Origin of the sequence: Pseudomonas sp. PDM22 (genome assembly GCF_014851965.1) — a bacterium.
In the GTDB taxonomy this organism is placed as follows: domain Bacteria; phylum Pseudomonadota; class Gammaproteobacteria; order Pseudomonadales; family Pseudomonadaceae; genus Pseudomonas.
On record NZ_JACVAR010000002.1, the window covers coordinates 1,008,979 to 1,023,730 of the forward strand.

Sequence of the window (14,752 nt, forward strand, 5' to 3'; positions counted from 1 at the left end):
GGGCATGTCGCAAGAGCTTTCCGCGCGTGCCATCGAGGCCCGCTTCCAGATCGCCTATCCGGGCTTCAGCCTCGACGTCGACCTGCAGCTGCCGGGCAAGGGTGTGACTGCACTGTTCGGCCATTCCGGCTCCGGCAAGACCACCTGCCTGCGCTGCGTGGCGGGCCTGGAGCGCGCGCCGCTCGGCCGGCTGGTGGTCAACGGCGAGGTCTGGCAGGACAGCGCCAGCGGCGTGTTCCTGCCGCCGCACAAACGGGCACTGGGCTATGTGTTCCAGGACGCCAATCTGTTCGAGCACCTGTCGGTGAAGCGCAACCTCACCTACGGCATGAAGCGCGTGCCGCGCGACCAGCACCGAGTCGAGCTGGAGCAAGCCACCGAGCTGCTGGGCATCGGTCATCTGCTGGAGCGCATGCCGGGGCACCTCTCCGGCGGCGAACGCCAGCGTGTCGGCATGGCCCGCGCGTTGCTGACCAGCCCGCGCCTGTTGCTGATGGACGAGCCGCTGGCGGCGCTGGACCTCAAGCGCAAGGCGGAAATCCTGCCGTACCTGGAGCGCCTGCACGACGAGCTGGATATCCCGATTCTCTATGTCAGCCACTCGCCGGATGAAGTGGCGCGGCTGGCCGATCACCTGGTGCTGCTGGACCAGGGCAAGGCCATCGCCAGTGGCCCGGTAGTGGAAACCCTGGCGCGCACCGACCTGCCCATCTCCCATCTGGAAGACGCCGGCGTGGTAATCGACGGCCAGGTGCTGGGGCACAACGCCGACTACGGGTTGCTGACCCTGGCGCTGCCGCACTGCGAGCAGCGCATTCGCCTGGCCCACGCGCCGATGGACAAGGGCAGGGCGCTGCGCATCAAGGTGCAGGCGCGGGACGTCAGCCTGAGCCTGGAGCCGGCGGCCCACAGCAGCATTCTCAACGTGCTGCCGGCGACGGTGGTCGAGATAGTGCCGACGGACAACCCGGCGCACCTGCTGGTGAAGCTGGATGTGGCCGGCACGCCGCTGCTGGCGCGGATCACCCGCTACTCCCACGACCAACTCGGCTTGCACGCCGGGCAGGAAGTTTGGGCGCAGATCAAATCGGTGGCGTTGCTGGCCTGAGACTGCGCCTGCCTCTCGTAGGATGGGTATCGCTGCGCTCCACGCCATCCTGCAGATGCCTCCTGACGTCCAGCTTTGCGGATAGATCAGAAACAGAAAGGGCGGCCAGTGGCCGCCCTTTTTCGTTTCACTCCACGCCTTACAGCAGCGGAATGGTGTAGCTGACGATCAGGCGGTTCTCGTCCTGATCGCGCTGGCTCGGCACGCCCGCGGTGCTGGTTGCCGGCAGGCCGCTGCGCATGGCGGCGTTCTTCCAGGCCAGGCCCAGGCCCTTGAAAGTGCCTTCCGGGACCACGTAGCCCAGGGCGATATCGCGTTCCCACTCACCCTTGTCGCCTTGCTTGGTGTCGATGTTGTCGGCGTTCAGGTAGAGCACGCTGAAGGTCAGGCCGGGCATGCCGAGGTCGGCGAAGTCATAGGCGTAGCGACCGATCCAGGTGCGCTCGCCGGCACGGTTGAACTTCAGCAGTTGGGCGTCGGAGATCAGGTAGGTGCTGGTGCCTTCGCCGTCGCCGCGGTTGAGGTAGGGGAAGTCGCTGTCGCCGGTCATGGTCTGGTAACCGGCGCCGATGCTGTGGCCGCCCAGGGAGTAGGTGAACATGCCGCTGTAGACGTTGTTGTCCACTTCGCCCTTCAGGCTGTTGCCGCCGTAGTAACCGCTGCTGACGTAGCCGTCGGCGCGGCCGGAAGCGCTGCCGTTCTTGCCGTCGGAATCGCTGATGAAGACGCGGATGTCGGACTTCAGGGTACCCGTTCCTACAGCCAAGCTATGGACGAGGCCGAGGTAGTTCTGCTTGTAGAAGTTGTCCAGCTCGCCGTAGTAGTACGACAGGGTCAGGTTCTTGCTGGCCTTGTAGTCGCCGCCGGCGAAGTAGAACTTGTTGCTGTCGCGCGAAGAGGCGCTGCTGCCGTTGGCGCCGGCGATGGACATGCTGCGCCAGTCGGTGGAGTTGCGGCCCTTGGTGTGGGTCAGCTGGCCGCCGGTCAGGGTCAGGTTGTCGATGTCGGTGGAGGTGACCTGGCCACCTTCGTAGGTCATCGGCAGCAGGCGGGCGTCGTTGTAGACCACCACCGGCAGCTTGGGCTGCAGGGTGCCGTAGCGGAATTCGGTCTTGGAGATCTTCGCCTTGGCAGTCATGCCGAGGCTGCTGAATTCGTCGACGGCGCTGCCATCGCTCTCCAGCGGGAAGATGGTGCCGGGCTGGCGATCCACGCCGGCCTTGCCGGACTTGCCGCCGCCGTCCAGGCGCACGCCGAGCAGGCCCAGGGCGTCGACGCCGAAGCCCACGGTGCCCTGGGTGAAGCCCGAGGAATAGTTGAGCATGAAGCCCTGGCCCCATTCTTCCTGCTTGCTGGGCGAGGCGGGGCCGTTGCGGTTGTCGGTGTTGATGTAGAAGTTGCGCAGGGTCAGGCTGGCCTTGCTGTCTTCGATGAAGCCGCCGGCGTGTGCCGATTGCGCGATGAGGCCGAGCGAGCTGGCGGCAATGGCGAGCGCCAGGGTGTTTCTGGTCATTACGTTTGCTCCGATGGTCATTTCTTTTTGTGGGGACCCCAAGAACCAGACGTTGCCGTTTGGCTGTATAAGATTCTATATACCGATAGGCCTGCTGACGATTCCTCTGAAGGCAAAATCTGAGGATCAAAAGAGGTACGGGGACGTCTGGATGGCGTGCATGACGCCAAATTCTGACTTTTAAGTCAAGACTTTCAGATGTGTCTGTCAGTCGCGGCGGTCAGGCGCTGCCCTTGACCGAAGGAATGGCCACCAGGCTCAGCAGGCGTTCATCGAACAGGCTGAACTGCCCGTCGATCTCCTTGCCGTGGTGCCATTCCTCCGACAGGTCGGTGAGCAGACGCAGGCGCGCATGGCCCCCGGCGGACCAGCTCAGCAGCTCGGCGTGTTCGAAGTAGAAGCGCTTGCGCACCAGCGGGAAGAGCGCCTTGAACAGGCTTTCCTTGAGGGAAAAGGTCAGGGTGACCTGCAGCGCCGCCTGCCGTGGGTCGAGGCGCGCCAGTTCGTCCGGCGTGAGGATTTCAGCGGCCAGTCGCTCCGCTCGTGCGGTTTCCAGGCGGTTCTCCACGTCCAGGCCGAGCCCGCGCCAGCAACTGTCGCGGGCGACAATGGCCGCCGCCCAGCCGTCACCGTGGGTGATCGAGCCGCAGAAGCCCGTCGGCCAGACCGGCGCACGTTCCTCGTCGGTGCCCGGTACCCAGGCCGTCGAGCCTGCGGCCAGCAATGCCGCGCGGGCGCAGATGCGCCCCGCCAGGTACTCGGCCTGGCGCTTGGCGACGGAGCGCTGGATGTTGGCCGGCGCCTCGACCTGGCTCAGGGAAAAGTCCCCGGCCTGCAGGCGCCGGCGGTCGAAGCGGGTGCTGCGCAATTGAATGCCTGCCAGCGGGGTGGGCAGGGGCCAGTCGGCATCGAGGGGGGTGCAGAAGTCGGGGAGGGCAGTCATGGGAGCATTCTGCCGCGCCAGAACGTGGCTCACCAGTCACGCGGCACTTACATTCGTTTGCAAACCTTCACCAAAGGCGTACGGATTCGTCTGACAAGCTTTGTCACACTGCACGCCGCGTTCCCTAGGGGACGCAGGTGAGGTTGTTGTTGGAGTGCCGCCAAGGCGGGCTCTGACCTTAGACACTTGATTGAGTGCGGGAGCCCGAATGGGCTCCCGTTTTTTATTGCCTGCGATTTATGACGCGTCCGGTTTGACGTCGAAGATTTCCTTGAAGAACGCCTGCAGGTCCGCCCAGGACTTCTGGTCGGCGGTCTTGTCGTAGCCCACGTCCAGGCCGTGCCCCTTGTGCTTGTCGGCGTCCGGGCTGGTGAAGCTGTGCTTGGCGCCAGGCTGGATCACCAGCTTGTAGTCGGCCTTGGCGTTGTCCATTTCTGTCTTGAATGCCGCAACGCTCTCGGCCGGTACCAGGGTGTCGGCGCCGCCGTGCTCGACCAGTATCTTCGCCTTGATCTGCCCCGGCTGCGCCGGCGTCTGGGTCGCCAGCACGCCGTGGAAGCTGGCCACGCCGGCCAGCGGCAGGCCGGCGCGGGCCATGTCCAGTACCACCTTGCCGCCGAAGCAGTAACCGATCGCGGCAATCTTGCTCGGGTCGGTCTGCGGCTGTTTCTTCAACAGCTCCAGGCCGGCCTGGAAGCGCGCCTTGGCGGCGTCGGCATTCTTCAGCGCCTCGGCCATGAAGGCCTTGGCATCGTTGGGATGGTCGGTGTGCTTGCCTTCGCCGTACATGTCGATGGCCAGGGCGCTGTAGCCCAGTTCGGCGAGCTGCCGCGCGCGGCTTTTCGCGTAGTCGTTCAGGCCCCAGAATTCGTGGACGACGATGACGCCGGGACGGATGCCGGACTTGGCGTCGTCGTAGGCGAAGTAACCGATCATCTTCGTGCCGTCAGTGGATTCGTAGGGGATTTCCTGAGTCTTGATCGCGGCTGAAGCGCTGGCCGCGAAGGCGAATAGCAGCAAGGCAGTGAGCAGGCGCATGAGGTTTCTCCGTGGCGATGGCGGATGGCGGAAACCATGACGATAGCCGCTGATGCGGAAAACGCCTGTGCAGCCTGTACGCGGCCGCTCAAGGGCGCGGTTGTCCGCCAGAAGATGGGGAAGCCGTATGGATGAAAAGTCCGACAGCCTCGTCTACCCTTGCGCCCATGTCCTGACCCGCGAAGCGATAGGCCGATGTTGGACCTGAGCACCTGGAATCTGACCATTCCCCAACGCGGCCCGGCCGCGACCATTTCCACGGCGAAACTCGGCCGTGACTACGAGAGCCCGTATTTCCGCCGCAGCACCGATGGCGTGGAGTTCTGGGTGCCGGTGAACGGCGCCCACACCAGCGGCAGCGAATATCCCCGTACCGAACTGCGCGAGACCAAGCCCGACGGCCGCCTGGTGACCTGGCGCTATCCTCTGGCGGAGAACCTGATGGTCGCCACCCTGCGCGTGGAATCCGTGCCCTCCAGCCGGCGCATGGTCATCGGGCAGATCCACAGCAACGGCAGCGGCAGCGCCGAGGCCCTGCCGCTGGTCAAGCTGGTCTACCAGCAGCGCCTGGACAAGGCGCGGGTACAGGCGCTGGTTCGCGATCGGCCGGACGACATCACCACGCGCACCTATACCGTCTATGACGGCATTGCGCTGGGCGATACCTTTACCTACCGGCTGGGCGTGTCCAGTAGCGGGGTGCTGAGCGTGCAGGTCGAGGGCGGCCAGGTCAGCCAGCAACTGGATACGAAATGGGCCTACCAGGGCCTGTACTTCAAGGCAGGGCTCTACCTGCAGGACAATCGCGGGCCCGCCAGCGAGGGCGGGCGCGCCACCTTCACCGATCTGAGCATTCGACACCAATGAAGACTTCCTCCATCGCGCGCCGCGCGTCCCTGGCCTTGTCCCTGCTGCTCCCGGCGGCATTGGCGCAGGCAGCGCCGGGCGACGATTTCGGCTCCTGCCTGAACCGCTTGCAGGGCGCAGCCCAGGCCAAGGGCGTCAGCGCCGCCAGCTTCGCGCAGTTCACCAAAGGCCTGCAGCCGGACATGAGCGTGCTGCCGCTGCTGGACGCCCAGCCCGAGTTCACCACGCCGATCTGGGACTACCTGGCCGGGCTGGTGGACGACCAACGCGTGGCCGACGGCAAGGCGCGCATGGCCGAGCATGCCGACCTGCTGCGCAAGGTCGCGGCGCGCTATCAGGTCGACCCGGCCACGGTGGTCGCCGTGTGGGGCGTGGAGAGCGATTACGGGCGCATCACCGGCAAGCGCCCGCTGCTGGTGTCGCTGTCGACGCTGTCCTGCTACGGGCGGCGCCAGTCGTTCTTCCAGGGCGAGTTCATCGCCACCCTCAAGCTGCTGCAGCAGGGCGATATCCGCGACAGCGGCATCACCGGTTCCTGGGCGGGCGCCTTTGGCCAGACGCAGTTCATGCCCTCGACCTACGCGCGCATCGCCGAGGACTTCGACGGCGACGGTCATCGCGACCTCGTCGGCAGCACCGCCGATGCCCTGGCGTCCACCGCCAACTACCTGCGCAAGGCCGGCTGGCGCGAAGGGCAGCCGTGGGGCTACGAAGTGAAACTGCCGGCGGGCTTCGACGCCTCGCTGGCCGGGCGCACCAAGCGCCGTGCGCTGTCCGACTGGACCAGCCGCGGCGTGAAGCGCGTCGACGGCAAGCCGATCCCGAGCATCGATTCCAAGGCGGCGATCCTGCTGCCGGCGGGCGCCAACGGCCCGGCTTTCCTGGTGCTGCGCAACTACGACGCGATCTATTCCTACAACGCGGCGGAAAGCTACGCGCTGGCCATTGCCTTGCTGTCCGATCGCCTGCGTGGCGAGCAGGGCCTGCGCACGCCCTGGCCGACCGACGATCCGGGCCTGAGCCGGGCGCAGCGCAAGGAGCTGCAGGAGTTGCTGATCCAGCGTGGCTACGACATCGGCCAGCCCGACGGCATGATCGGCGACGTGACGCGCAAGGCGATCCAGCAGGAGCAGAACAAGCGCGGTATGACGCCAGCGGACGGTCGCGCGGGGCAGAAGATCCTCAAGGCGTTGCAGGGCGGCTGAGCATCCTTCCCGCTCCAGCAAAGCCCCGGCCTGTGCCGGGGCTTTGCATTTCTGTATGAGCGAAATTTCCTACAGCCAGGTCGTTCAGCATTGGTTCAGCAGTCCGACAGGTTCGGTTCAGTGCCCCCCTCGTAACCTACTCCCCGTCAACACATTACAGACATCCTTGACGGGAGAATCCCCATGAAAACCATGAAGAAAATCGCCCTCGCCACCGCCATTCTCGGTGCCAGTGTCGCCGCTACCGCAGCCAATGCCGCCGACACTTTCGTCGGTATGACCTGGGGTGAAACCAGCAACAACATCCAGAAGTCCGATGCGCTGAACCGCAACCTCGGCAACCCGAAATTCGACAGCGTGATCAACAACAGCGGCACCTGGGGCGTACGCGCCGGCCAGCAGATGGAGCAGGGTCGCTACTACGTCACCTATGAAAACGTCTCCGACACCGAGAACGGCCTGAAGCTGCGCCAGCAGAACCTGCTCGGCAGCTACGACGCCCTCCTGCCGCTGGGCGACCAGGGCACCAAGCTGTTCGGCGGCGGCACCGCCGGCCTGGTCAAGCTGGAGCAGGACTCCAAGGGCTACAGCCGCGACAGCGATGTGGGTTACGCCATCGGCGCCCAAGCCGGTATCCTCCAGGAACTCGGCAAGAACGCATCCGTAGAAGGCGGCTACCGTTACCTGCGTACCAACGCGAGTACCGAGATGAGCCCGCACGGCGGCGGCAAGGTGGGATCCCTTGACCTGCACAGCAGCTCCCAGTTCTACCTGGGTGCCAACTACAAGTTCTGACCGGTACCGCAACCGGGCCCCGCGTGGCCCGGTTGCCTGACTCAGGGAGCACGCGCATGAAACTGCTGGTGGTGGAAGACGAGGCGCTGTTGCGCCATCACCTGTATACCCGGCTCGGCGAGCAAGGCCATGTGGTCGATGCCGTCGCCAATGCCGAAGAGGCGCTGTACCGCGCCAGCGAATACCATCACGACCTGGCGATGATCGACCTCGGGTTACCGGGCATGAGCGGCCTGGACCTGATCCGCGAATTCCGCAGCCAGGGCAAGACCTTCCCCATTCTCATCCTCACCGCTCGCGGCAACTGGCAGGACAAGGTCGAAGGCCTGGCCGCCGGCGCCGACGACTACGTGGTCAAGCCCTTCCAGTTCGAAGAGCTGGAGGCCCGGCTGAACGCGCTGCTGCGCCGTTCCAGCGGCTTCGCCCAGTCGAGCATCGAGGCCGGCCCGCTGGTGCTGGACACCAACCGCAAGCAGGCGCTGGTCAACGGTGAGTCGCTGCAGCTGACGGCCTTCGAGTACCGCATCCTTGAATACCTCATGCGCCATCACCAGCAGGTGGTGGCCAAGGAGCGCCTGATCGAGCAGCTCTACCCGGACGACGACGAGCGCGATCCGAACGTCATCGAAGTGCTGGTCGGCCGCCTGCGCCGCAAGCTGGAGAGTGCCGCGGGCTTCAAGCCGATCGATACCGTGCGCGGCCAGGGCTATATCTTCAACGAGCTGTGTAAATGATCCGCTCGCTGCGGCTGCGGCTGATGATCGGTGCGGCGATTCTCGCCGTGCTGTTCATGGCGGCGCTGCTGCCGGCTCTCCAGCGTGCGTTCAGCATCGCCCTGGAGAACGCCATCCAGCAGCGCCTGGCGGCGGACGTGGCGACCCTGGTGTCCTCGGCGCGCATCGAGGGCAATGTCCTGAGCATGCCCGAGCACCTGCCGGTGGAGGACTTCAACCTCCCAGAGTCCAAGTTGCTGGGCTTCATCTACGACCAGTCCGGCAGGCTGGTGTGGCGCTCCACCTCGGCCCAGGACGAGAGCGTCAGTTACTCGCCCAAGTACGACGGCCTGATCGACGAGTTCACCCGCATCCGCGACGCCACCGGCCAGGAGTTCTTCGTCTACGACGTGGAGATCGACCTGCTCGGTGGCAAGCGTGCGGCCTACAGCATCGTCACCATGCAGCCGGAAAGCGAGTTCCGCGAGCTGGTCAGCGGCTTCCGCGACCAGCTCTACCTCTGGCTGGGTGGCGCGCTGCTGCTGTTGCTGGGCCTGTTGTGGCTCGGCCTCGGCTGGGGCTTCCGCTCCATGCGCGGCCTGCGTTCGGAACTGGACCAGATCGAGACCGGCGACCGCGAGCGCCTGAGTGACGATCACCCCGCCGAGATGCTGCGCCTGACCGACTCGGTGAACCGCCTGCTGGAAAGTGAGCGCGCCCAGCGCGAGCGCTATCGCAACTCCCTGGGCGACCTTGCCCACAGCCTGAAGACGCCGCTGGCGGTGCTGCAGGGCGTCAGCGAAACCCTCGCCGACGAGCCGAAGAACCGCGAGCAGGTGCAGGTGCTGCAGACCCAGATCGAGCGCATGAGCCAGCAGATCGGCTACCAGTTGCAGCGCGCAACGATGCGCAAGAGCGGCCTGATCCGCCACCGTGCGGAACTCGATCCACTGCTGGACACCATTGGCGGCGCGCTGGACAAGGTCTACCGCGACAAGCGTGTGAAGCTGGAGCGGGAGATTCCGCCGGGCTTTTCCCTGCCGCTGGAGAAGGGCGCCCTGCTGGAGATGCTCGGCAACCTGCTGGAGAACGCCTACCGCCTGTGCCTGACCACGGTAAAGGTCAGCGCACGCAAGCCCGGCCGGCTGTTCGAGCTGATCATCGAGGACGACGGTCCCGGCGTGCCGGCCAGCCAGCGCGAACGCATCCTCAAGCGCGGCGAGCGCCTGGACACCCAGCACCCCGGCCAGGGCATCGGCACGGCGGTGGTGAAGGACATCATCGACAGCTACGACGGCGAGCTGGCGCTGGAGGATTCCTCGATGGGCGGGGCGTGTTTCAGGATTCGCTTGCCAGGGTGATCGGGCGCCGGTGCGGGTTCGCGAGCAAGCTCGCTCCTACAGAAAAGCCGGTCGACCTGTGCTGCCGAAGACCGCTATGCAGGGCCCGCTCTTCGTAGGAGCGAGCTTGCTCGCGAACGCCCACGCACCGGAGCCTCGTTTTAGTCGTAGGGCGCATAACGCGCCAGCGTTATCCGCCGCGAGAGCAATCGGCGGATAACCCGTTCCGGGTTATGCGCCCTACGGTCTAGTTTGCTTGCTTGAGCTGGGCATGCAGCAACGTGCCTCGCAGCCCTTGCACTTGAAGCCACGCAATGGCCAGCTGGATTAGCCACCACGGAGTCCACGCTGAATTGTTGGCTGTAAAAACTACTGTAAACAGGGCATAGAGCAGCAAGGTCGCGGCGCATGCACGACTTTTTCGGAGCAAACCAAATGCGAGCAAGGCCAATCCAATTGCAACACCTGTGCGGCCTAGCCTTACTTCCGGGCTGGCGGCGAATAATGCAATGGCGAATGCCATTTTTGCCACGCTTCCAACGGCTCCTGCAAAGCCCTGCAATATCAGACGGTTTGCTTGCCTGAGCTGGATGGCTTTTTCCTCGGCATCGGCAAGAGGTGCGGCGATGGGCGGAGTGCTCATGGCATTACCTATTCATTCGGAGTGTTGCGAACGATAGGCCCCCGGCGTCAGCCCCGTCCATTTCTTGAAAGCCCGATGGAACGCCGAGGGCTCGGAAAAACCGAGCTGGTCGGCAATGTCCTGGATCGACAGTTCGTCGCGGCCCAGGTAGTAGATCGCCAGGTCGCGACGCAACTGATCCTTCAGCTCCTGGAAGTTCGGCCCTTCCTCGCGCAGGTGGCGGCGCAGGGTCTGCGGGCTCATGTGCAGTTGCGCGGCGACCTGTTCCAGGTCCGGCCAGCTGCGGCAGTCGCGGCCGAGCAGGCGGCGGATCTGGCTGGTCAGGCTGTCGCCGCCATCGGGGCGGGCGAGCAGGTCGGCGGGGGAATCCTTGAGGAAGTGCTTGAGCGTGCGCTCGTCCTGCAGCAGCGGCATGTCCAGGTAGCGCGCCTGCAGGAGCAGGCTGGTGCTGCCGGCGGAAAAGCGGCGAGGGCAGGGGAACAGCAGGTCGTACTCGGCCTGATGCTCGGGCGCCGGGTAGCTGAAGGTAGCTTCCTCCAGGCGGATGCGCTGGCCGATCAGCCAGCTGGCCAGGCGGTGCCAGATGAGCAGCAGGCTCTCGGCGAGGAAGTGGTCCGGGTCGCGCAGGTGCGTTTCGTCCAGGGTCAGGCGGGCGCGGTCGCCGTCGCGCACCAGCTCGATCCGTGGCGCCTCGGGAAACAGTCCGTAGAACAGCGCGCCGCGTCCCAGAGCCTTTTCCAGCGTGCGGCAGTGGATGATCGCGTTGCACATCATGGCGAAGGTGCCGCGCTTGCTGGGCATGGCGCCGAAGCCCATGTACTCGTCGTCGAGCACTTCCCACAGGAGTTGCATCAGGCAGGTGAACTGCGACGGATCGATGCGTGCGCGGGGCTCGTCGAGGATGGCCGGGGCGATACCGGCGTCACGCAGCAGGACTTGGACATCCAGCCCCTTGCGCTGGGCCCCGTGGACGGCGGCGCGGACGAAATGGCTGGCAATGGTGCGTTCACGCATGAGCGGTCCTTGTTGTTCTGGCCGCACGTCCAACAGCCGCGCGGTTAACCCGATCGAACCTGATCGGAGTTCTACAATCTACGGTACGAAGGCCGTGGCGGATACCCGCCAGAGGGCGGGAAACCCGCCAGCCAGGAGGCGGGTTTCCGCCATTTCTGAGGCCTTCCGTGCCGCGACTTTTTACGGAAGCTATTGAATTTAAAGGGATTACATATTTTTTAAAGGTCTGGCACAGCACTTGCCATATGCGATCAAGGCCTGCCTTCTGGCATGCCCTGAAAACAAATTCTCCCATTGCAGGGAGATAACGCGTTCGGTCTTGTGTTTCCTCCCAGGGAGCACTCGCCCGTGAGGACAGAGCTGCCATGACCAAGCAACCCTTCTACAAAAGCCTGTACGTGCAGGTACTGATCGCCATCGCCATCGGTATCGCACTCGGCCACTTCTACCCCGACACCGCCAAACTGATGAAGCCGCTGGGCGATGGCTTCGTCAAACTGATCAAGATGGCCATCGCGCCGATCATCTTCTGCACCGTGGTTACCGGCATCGCCGGCATGCAGAGCATGAAGGCCGTGGGCAAGACGGGCGGTATGGCGCTGCTGTACTTCGAAATCGTTTCCACCGTCGCGCTGATCATCGGCCTGGTCGTGGTCAACGTCGTCCAGCCGGGTGCCGGCATGCACGCCGACGTCGCCACGCTGACCGCCGAAATGAACAAGAACGCGGCGCTCACCGGCTTCATCGCTTCGGGCGAGAAGCAGAGCACCATCGACTTCTTCATGAACGTCATCCCCAGCACCGTGGTCGGCGCCTTCGCCAACGGTGACATCCTCCAGGTGCTGTTCTTCTCCGTGCTGTTCGGCTACGCGCTGCACCGCCTGGGTGACTACGGCAAGCCGGTGTTCGAGTTCATCGATCGCATCACCCACGTGATGTTCAACATCATCAACGTGATCATGAAGGTCGCTCCCATCGGTGCCTTCGGTGCCATGGCCTTCACCATCGGCGCCTACGGCCTCGGCTCGCTGGTGCAGCTGGGCCAGCTGATGTTGTGCTTCTATATCACCTGCCTGCTGTTCGTGCTGATCGTGCTCGGCGGTATCGCCCGCGCCCACGGCTTCAGCATCCTGCGCTTCATCTCCTACATCCGCGAAGAACTGCTGATCGTGCTGGGCACCTCGTCCTCCGAGTCGGCCCTGCCGCGCATGATCGCCAAGATGGAGAAGCTGGGCGCTGACAAGAGCGTCGTCGGCCTGGTGATCCCCACCGGCTACTCGTTCAACCTGGACGGCACCTCGATCTACCTGACCATGGCCGCGGTGTTCATCGCCCAGGCCACCGATACCCCGATGGACATCACCCACCAGCTGACCCTGCTGGTCGTGCTGCTGATCGCCTCCAAGGGTGCTGCCGGCGTCACCGGTTCGGGCTTCATCGTGCTGGCCGCCACCCTGTCCGCCGTCGGCCACCTGCCGGTTGCCGGCCTGGCGCTGATCCTGGGTATCGACCGCTTCATGTCCGAGGCCCGCGCCCTGACCAACCTGGTCGGCAACGGCGTGGCCACCATCGTGGTCGCCAAGTGGTGCAAGCAGCTGGACGAGAAGACCCTGTCCACCGAACTGGCCGCCGGCCCGGGCAACTCCGCGGAGCTTCAGCCCTCCTGACGAGTTCCTCAACGAGCAATTCGGCCCGGTGAACGTGAAGCGCCGGAGCCTTTCCAGCCCGCTCGATTGAGCGGGCTTTTTTATGGGCGGGTGAAAGACGGCGGCTCTTCGTAGGAGCGAGGGGGCGCCTGGCTCTTGCTCGCGAAGCCTTTCCCGGCAATTGCGGAGTGGGGCGGGTTCGCAAGCCAGGCCACGGCGGCGCGCATGGCCCAGCAGTTGTGGTTGGGATGGCCGTCGCCAGGCGACGGATCGCGGGCATGGCCCGCTCCTGCAGGGGGGCTGGCGCGGGGCTATCCGGTGTGGTGTAGGAGCGGGCCATGCCCGCGACGCAAGGCGTCAGCCTTGCCGGACGGCAGATGGCACCCGGCGAGCGCAGGAGCGGTCTCCATCCGCGATAGGGGAGGCGTCAGCGAAGGGAGAACAATTCTGCGAATTCGAGCTGCCGGCGAGGAAATCGGGACGATCAAAGAATGATCTTGTCCTTGAGCTTCTCCGCCGCCTGCTGCAGCGCCTGGATGACCCGTTCCTTGTCGTAGTTCTGCACGTTGTTGGTGTCCAGGTACATGGAGAACCCCGGCACCTCGTGCTCGACGAAGCTGGGGTTGGAGCCCAGGTCGCGGCGGAAGTCGACCACCTGGTAGATCTGCACCGGCTTGCTGAAGCCCTTCACCGCGATCTGGCCCTTGTCGCGGCACATCAGCACGTCCTTGACCAGCGAGTAGGTCTCGTGGCTGATGAGGATCTCGCCGGCTTCGGCGGCGCTTTCCAGGCGGCTGGCGAGGTTCACTTCGCGGCCGATGATGGTGTAGTCCATGCGCGTGTCAGCGCCGAAGTTACCCACGGTGCAGTAGCCGGTGTTCAGGCCCATGCGCACTTCCAGCGGCTTGGTGATGCCCTGGGCGCGCCACTGCTGGCGCATGACCTTCATGTGCTTGCGCATGGCCACGGCCATGGACACGGCGGCCACGGCGTCTTTCTTCGCGCCCTGGGTGGCCGGGTCGCCGAAGAACACCATCACGCAGTCGCCGACGAACTTGTCGATGGTGCCGCCGTACTTCAGGGCGATCTTCGACATCTCGTTGAGGTAGTTGTTGAGCATGTCGGTAAGGGCTTCGGCTTCGAGCTCTTCGGACAGCTCGGTGAAGCCCTTGATGTCGGAGAAGAACACCGTGAGCTTCTTGCGCTGGGTCTCCAGGCGCACCGTGCGCTTGCCGCTGAAGATCGATTCCCACACCTGTGGCGACAGGTACTTGGCCAGGTTGCTGGCCAGGCGCGCGGCCTTTTCCTGCTCCAGGGTGATGTCCGAGCGGGCCTGGGCCAGGCGCAGGCCCTGCTGGTGCACGAAGAAGGCGGTGATGCAGATGTACAGGGTGGAGAACAGCACGCTGACCAGCGCGACGATGCTCGGCGTCTGGCCCTTGTAGGCCGGGGCGATCAGCGCGGCGCTGAGGACCGCGGCGCTCAGCGCCACCAGCAGTGCCAGGCCCAGGGAACGCAGGCCGCCGATGATCAGCGCGGAGAAGGCGAGGATCAGCACCAGCATCAGGCTGGGTACTTCGGAGAAGCCCAGCAGCGTGGTGGCGATGCCGGCGTGCAGGGCGTCGATGAACAGCAGTACCAGGCGGGTGCGTTGCGGGTTGTCACGCTTGAAGCGGCGGCTGACCTGCTGGGCGAGGTGCGGGTAGAGCAGGGCGTACGGGATCATCCAGAGGATCTCGTAGCCGAAGTACCTGGCGAAGGTGCCGGCGGTGATGGTCGCGGCGACGGCGATATACGCCAGCACGCGGGAATGGTATTCGCGCAGAGGGGCGGGGGTGAGCGGACTGCTGGAACGCTCAAGAACGTTAGGCTTCATGCGCAAGAAACTTCCCTGGTGCGCGTAGGCTCGTGGCCAATTGCGCGTCTG

The 14,752-nt window shown here is 64.9% G+C and carries 13 protein-coding genes; 7 read left to right on the plus strand and 6 right to left on the minus strand.

Annotated elements, in window-relative coordinates:
• Positions 1 to 4 precede the first annotated feature (4 nt).
• Positions 5 to 1,108, plus strand: coding sequence for a molybdenum ABC transporter ATP-binding protein (modC, locus tag IB255_RS10275; protein ID WP_151186428.1), 1,104 nt, complete (start codon positions 5 to 7; stop codon positions 1,106 to 1,108).
• A 139-nt stretch (positions 1,109 to 1,247) separates the two neighbouring features.
• Here modC and IB255_RS10280 read toward each other — a convergent pair whose 3' ends face one another.
• The 3 genes from IB255_RS10280 to IB255_RS10290 all read right to left on the minus strand — a co-directional run bounded on the left by IB255_RS10280 (position 1,248) and on the right by IB255_RS10290 (position 4,602).
• Entirely contained in the window at positions 1,248 to 2,621 is a 1,374-nt protein-coding gene (locus tag IB255_RS10280; protein WP_192210216.1) for an OprD family porin, read from the minus strand.
• Positions 2,622 to 2,841: 220 nt separating this feature from the next.
• Positions 2,842 to 3,564, minus strand: a complete 723-nt coding sequence (locus IB255_RS10285; protein WP_192210218.1) for a 4'-phosphopantetheinyl transferase family protein — start codon at positions 3,562 to 3,564, stop codon at positions 2,842 to 2,844.
• Between the two features lie 237 nt (positions 3,565 to 3,801).
• Complete coding sequence (locus IB255_RS10290; protein WP_081518071.1) at positions 3,802 to 4,602, minus strand: dienelactone hydrolase family protein; 801 nt, start codon at positions 4,600 to 4,602, stop codon at positions 3,802 to 3,804.
• A gap of 195 nt (positions 4,603 to 4,797) precedes the next feature.
• Between IB255_RS10290 and IB255_RS10295 the strand changes: the two genes are divergently transcribed.
• From IB255_RS10295 to IB255_RS10315, 5 genes are all read left to right on the plus strand, one after another.
• Positions 4,798 to 5,469: a polysaccharide lyase family 7 protein gene (locus IB255_RS10295; protein WP_081518072.1), complete on the plus strand. Its 672-nt coding sequence runs from the start codon at positions 4,798 to 4,800 to the stop codon at positions 5,467 to 5,469.
• Complete coding sequence (locus tag IB255_RS10300) at positions 5,466 to 6,674, plus strand: lytic murein transglycosylase (RefSeq protein WP_192210220.1); 1,209 nt, start codon at positions 5,466 to 5,468, stop codon at positions 6,672 to 6,674. Before IB255_RS10295 ends, IB255_RS10300 begins: the two co-directional genes overlap by 4 nt.
• A gap of 183 nt (positions 6,675 to 6,857) precedes the next feature.
• Complete coding sequence (locus IB255_RS10305) at positions 6,858 to 7,469, plus strand: outer membrane beta-barrel protein (protein WP_192210222.1); 612 nt, start codon at positions 6,858 to 6,860, stop codon at positions 7,467 to 7,469.
• Positions 7,470 to 7,525: 56 nt separating this feature from the next.
• Entirely contained in the window at positions 7,526 to 8,203 is a 678-nt protein-coding gene (locus IB255_RS10310; RefSeq protein WP_151186432.1) for a response regulator, read from the plus strand.
• Complete coding sequence (locus IB255_RS10315; protein ID WP_192210224.1) at positions 8,200 to 9,543, plus strand: ATP-binding protein; 1,344 nt, start codon at positions 8,200 to 8,202, stop codon at positions 9,541 to 9,543. Before IB255_RS10310 ends, IB255_RS10315 begins: the two co-directional genes overlap by 4 nt.
• A 226-nt stretch (positions 9,544 to 9,769) precedes the next feature.
• Here the strand turns inward: IB255_RS10315 and IB255_RS10320 are convergent, their stop codons facing one another.
• Entirely contained in the window at positions 9,770 to 10,165 is a 396-nt protein-coding gene (locus IB255_RS10320) for a hypothetical protein (RefSeq protein WP_139791545.1), read from the minus strand.
• Positions 10,166 to 10,177: 12 nt separating this feature from the next.
• Positions 10,178 to 11,179: an AraC family transcriptional regulator gene (locus IB255_RS10325; RefSeq protein ID WP_192210226.1), complete on the minus strand. Its 1,002-nt coding sequence runs from the start codon at positions 11,177 to 11,179 to the stop codon at positions 10,178 to 10,180.
• 365 nt (positions 11,180 to 11,544) lie between these two features.
• On the opposite strand from IB255_RS10325, the gene IB255_RS10330 reads away from it, so the two are divergent.
• Positions 11,545 to 12,846, plus strand: a complete 1,302-nt coding sequence (locus IB255_RS10330) for a dicarboxylate/amino acid:cation symporter (protein ID WP_081518078.1) — start codon at positions 11,545 to 11,547, stop codon at positions 12,844 to 12,846.
• Between the two features lie 463 nt (positions 12,847 to 13,309).
• Here IB255_RS10330 and IB255_RS10335 read toward each other — a convergent pair whose 3' ends face one another.
• The gene (locus IB255_RS10335; protein ID WP_081518079.1) at positions 13,310 to 14,701 is read right to left on the minus strand and encodes an adenylate/guanylate cyclase domain-containing protein; all 1,392 of its coding nucleotides are present in this window, start codon (positions 14,699 to 14,701) and stop codon (positions 13,310 to 13,312) included.
• Positions 14,702 to 14,752 lie beyond the last annotated feature (51 nt).